Below are 538 nucleotides of genomic sequence, written 5' to 3'. Positions count from 1 at the left end.
AAACCCCGCCCTCGGCCGGTTCCTCGAGCTCACCGGAAGGGGCACGCGCTTCGTCCGCGCCGAGGGCGCCTCCATCGAAGACGAAGACGGCACCGCCTACGACGACTTCCTCGCAGGCTTCGGCAGCCTAAACCTCGGCCATAACCCGCCCCGCATCAAAGCCGCCATCCTAGAGCACCTCCGCGGCGACGCCCCCAGCATCTTTCACGAATGCCTCAATCCCTTCGCGGGATCCCTCGCCGAAAAGCTCGTCGCCGCCACGAGCGGCGCCTTCGAAACCGCGTTCTTGTGCAACAGCGGCGCCGAAGCCGTCGAATGCGCCCTCAAAACCGCAATCGCCGTCACCGGCAAAACCAAAATCGCCTACGCCGAAGGCGGCTATCACGGCACAACCCTCGGCGCCCTCGCCTGCATGGCCAAAGGCCTCTACCGCGAGCCCTTCGAAGCCGTCCTCAAGAAGCATATCGAAATCCCCTTCGGCGACCTCGAAGCCCTCGAGCAAGCCCTCGCCAAGCGCGATGTCGCCGCCTTCCTCCTC

The 538-nt window shown here is 65.4% G+C and carries 1 protein-coding gene; it reads left to right on the top strand.

What is annotated here, in order from left to right; genetic code table 11:
* Positions 1-538 (top strand): aminotransferase class III-fold pyridoxal phosphate-dependent enzyme (locus tag L6R21_28270; protein ID MCK6563098.1); only part of this gene is annotated, 538 nt, incomplete at both ends.

This window comes from bacterium, from assembly GCA_023150945.1.
In the GTDB taxonomy this organism is placed as follows: Bacteria; Zhuqueibacterota; Zhuqueibacteria; order Zhuqueibacterales; family Zhuqueibacteraceae; genus Coneutiohabitans.
The sequence above is the reverse complement of the archived record's forward strand: the minus strand, read 5'-3'. Positions and strand labels throughout refer to the sequence as shown.